The 4,133-nt window shown below is 20.4% G+C and carries 2 protein-coding genes; both read left to right on the forward strand.

Annotation, left to right across the window (positions count from 1 at the left end):
* The first annotated feature begins 133 nt into the window (after nucleotides 1-133).
* Nucleotides 134-2,023, forward strand: a complete 1,890-nt coding sequence (locus EZH24_RS08120) for a DUF262 domain-containing protein (protein WP_137998637.1) — start codon at nucleotides 134-136, stop codon at nucleotides 2,021-2,023.
* Nucleotides 2,020-4,133: DUF262 domain-containing protein (locus EZH24_RS08125; protein WP_137998639.1), on the forward strand; the 2,114-nt coding region annotated here is incomplete at its 3' end. The genes EZH24_RS08120 and EZH24_RS08125, both read left to right, overlap by 4 nt.

The following is a 4,133-nucleotide window of genomic DNA, read 5'->3' on the forward strand; positions in this document are numbered from 1 at the left end:
TTATATTTTTGTCAATAGTGATTAAAAAATATTTTTCAATTTTTATTTTTCTTATTTTTTATTTTTTAAGACAGTTTTTGTCATTAAAATATGTTATACTATATAGCGTATATTTATTTTTAAGGACTATTATATGGCAGAAACAAATAATCAAGATAATAAATCTGTAGAAATGTGCAGCATAAAAAAGTTAAAAGGATGTAATTTTGTTATACCTAGTTATCAAAGGGGGTATAGATGGGAAAAAAGAGAGGTAGAAGATTTACTTAATGATATTTATGAGTTTAAGCAAAGTAATAACGAAGGATTTTACTGTCTTCAGCCTCTTGTATTAAAAAAAATATCAGATAATGTATATGAAGTCATAGACGGACAGCAGAGATTAACTACTATTTATTTAATATTAAAATATTTAAAAACTCAAGAAATATTTAATATAATATATACTACTAGATTAAAAGATAAAAATGATGAACTAATTTCTATAAATGATTTATTTGAAGAAAATGAAAATATAATTAAAGAAAATAAAATAGATAATATAGATTTTGAATATATAAAAACTTCTTTTAATGTAATAACAAAATGGTTTACTGATGAAAAAGAAAAAGAAATAAGAGATATACTATTGGCAAATGAAACAGATAAAAAGAGTAGTGTACAATTTATATGGTATGAGCCTACTGATAATTCAAATCCTATAGAAATTTTTACAAGAATAAATATAGGAAAAATTCCTCTTACTAACTCAGAACTTATTAAAGCATTATTTTTACAGAAAGCTAATTTTAAATATGATGATAAAAAAGATAATGATAAAAAAGATAATGATAAAAAAGATAATGATAAATTTGATAAAGATTTATATGAACATACGCAAATAGAAATAGCAAGCGAATGGGATTATATAGAAAATACATTGCAGAATAATAGATTTTGGGGATTTATTAATAATGACATAAATCAAAAATATAATAGGATAGACTATATTTTTGAAATAGTTTCAGATAAAGAAATATCTGAAGAAGATAAAAAAGAAATTGGAGCGGATAAGTATAAAACTTTCAGATATTTTTATAAAAAATGGAAGAATAATGACGATAAGATGTCTTTTATGAAAGATACTTGGAAAGAAATAAGATACTGTTTTTATGCTATGAATAAATGGTATAATGATTTGACTTTCTATCATTATATTGGATTTCTAATACATTGTAATAATAAAAAAAATAATATTTTAAACTTGTATAATTTATATATAGAATGCTGCACAAAAGAAAAATTTAAAAAAGAATTAAAAGATAGAATAGAAGATATTATTATAGAATATAAAATAAATTATGAAGAAAATACAGGTTTTAATATTAACTATAATGATACTAAAAAGTATATTATAAGGAATTTTTTACTGCTTTACAATATAGAATATATGCTAAAAAATCAATTATCAAATTCTAAGTTTCCTTTCGATTTATTTAAAGGAACAACATGGGATATTGAACATATAGAATCTCAAACGCCGCAGTCTCCAGAAGAAAAAGAAAGATACATAGAAAATATATTAAATATAGAAAATATACATTATTATTACAATAATAAAGAATTATCTAATTTTGAATCAGAATTTGAAAATTATAAAAAAAATAAAAATAATAGTGAAGAAAATATAAATATTATATGGAATAAATTTATAAATATATTTTATAAAGATAATAATGAAGAAGATGATCCTGAAGATTTTAAAAATTCATTAGGAAATTTAACATTATTAGACAGTTCTACAAACAGAGGTTATATAAATTCTTTCTTTGTTATAAAAAGAAAAATTATATTGGAAAAAGATAAGAACTCATATTTTATACCTATAGGAACTAAAAATGTTTTTTTGAAATATTTTGATTATGATATATCAAAATCTACAGTACATAAATGGACAAAAACTGATGCCTCTAATTATGAAGAAGATATATATGAAACATTAAATGAATTTTTACCTAAACCTAATAAGGAGAATGAACAATGAATGATAAATTAAGCTTAATAGATTTTTTTAAAAAATATTCCAGAATAGAAATACCAAAGATACAAAGAGATTATGCTCAGGGCAGAGAAAATGAAAGTGAAGTGGCTAACAGATTTTTAGATAAAATATTTGAATGCTTAAAATACGGTACAAATTTAGAGTTAGACTTTATATATGGCTCTGTGGATAAAAATAATGTAGTTTATTTATTAGACGGACAGCAGAGAGTAACAACTTTATTCTTACTTTATTGGTATATAGCATTAAAGGAAGATAAATATAAAGAAATAGAATGTTTAAAAAATTTTACTTATTCTACTAGAGTATCATCAAGAGAGTTTTGCCAAAATATAATAGACATAGACAATGTAGAAAATATAAAACAATACTATGATGAAAAATCTAAAGATGATGATAAAGTAAAATTGTGTAATATAATAAAAGACTTTTATTGGTTTACAAATGAAAATGATCCTACTATAAAAGCTATGCTTAATATGATAGATAAAATAGAGGCAAAATATAAACTGTGTAATGAGAATTTATTTGATAAATTATCAAATATACGATTCTATTTTTTACCTTTAGAAGATTTCAAATTGACTGATGAAATTTATTTAAAAATGAATGCAAGGGGAAAACCATTAACAAGTTTTGAAAATTTTAAAGCATTATTGGAAGATTTTTTTAAAGATAAAATTGATAAAGGTATATTACAGCAATATAAAATAAAAATAGATACTTCTTGGGTTAATTTTATTTGGACATTAAATAAAGATTGTAAAAAAGTTGATGATTTATTTATGAAGCTATTTCGATTTATTTTTGAAATGCTTTATTATTCTCAAATAGAAATTGTTAAAGATACTAGCAAATTACAAATAGAAAAATCTAATTTAGAATTTTTTGAATTGTTTTTCAGTCATATAGGTGATGAAGGAAAAAAAGAAAAAGAATATTTAAATAAATTAAAAGAAAATTCTATAAAAAATGAAAAAGATCAACTAAACAAAAATATAAATTTTATTATTAATATATTTGATATACTTTCATCACTTGGAAAATGTAAATTGGAAACTTTATTTAATGACATATTTTATTATAATAATGAATCAGAAAACGATGAAGATAAATACAATAAAATTTGCACATTTGATAATAATTTAAATGTATTTAATAATGATAATAATTTATTTGAATTTTTTAAAAATATAGAAAAACGTATTTTAATATTTTCTGTATTCAAAATACTTAATTATGAATACTTAAAAAATAAGGAAAATATAATAGATAATATAAAAAATACGTACTTTAATAAACTAAGACTCATAAGAAATTTATTATATAATACAAATAACTTACAAAATAATAATATATATTATCAAATGAAGCTAATTGATAGAATCATTAAAGAAGATGAAATTACGGTTATGGAATATCAGATATCTGATAAAGAAAAAAGAATAGAAAATACTTTATTTACAAATGATTTGGTAAAGTCTGAAAAAATAAAATTAGATATATTAAAAAGCTGTGATGAAAAGATTAGAAAAAGAATTTACGCTTGTGAGAATAATGTATTTTTACAAGGTAATATTGATTTCTTATTAGACAATATAGGTAATGAAAATATAGTTAATGTAGTAAATTATATTTTTACTAAAAATGGCTTTAATAATGAAAATGGAAATTATTTAATACATAGAGCTATATTAGTATTTATTGATAAAGGTGAAATAGAAAGTTTTAAACCTTATAATTCTACAACTATATATATATTTAGAAATAATAAAGATAATGATAATAAAAAATTATTGATAAAATATCCAAATAAATTAAAAGAGTTTATAAATACTATATTTAATGATAAAGTAAATGAAACTATATCGGATAAATGCAGGAATATAATAGATAATTATAAAGATGATAGCCATTGGAAATATTTGATAATAAAAGATGCTAAAGATGCAAATGACAATGATGTAAATTTATACAATAAAGAATATTCATATTCAGGTGAAGTAAAAAAACATCCATATAGCGGTTATTATTTATATTATCAGTCTAGAAATAGTACTCATTGGGATATACCATTATCAACTAAAGTGCA

Source organism: Brachyspira catarrhinii, assembly GCF_005518285.1.
Taxonomy (GTDB): Bacteria; Spirochaetota; Brachyspiria; order Brachyspirales; family Brachyspiraceae; genus Brachyspira; species Brachyspira catarrhinii.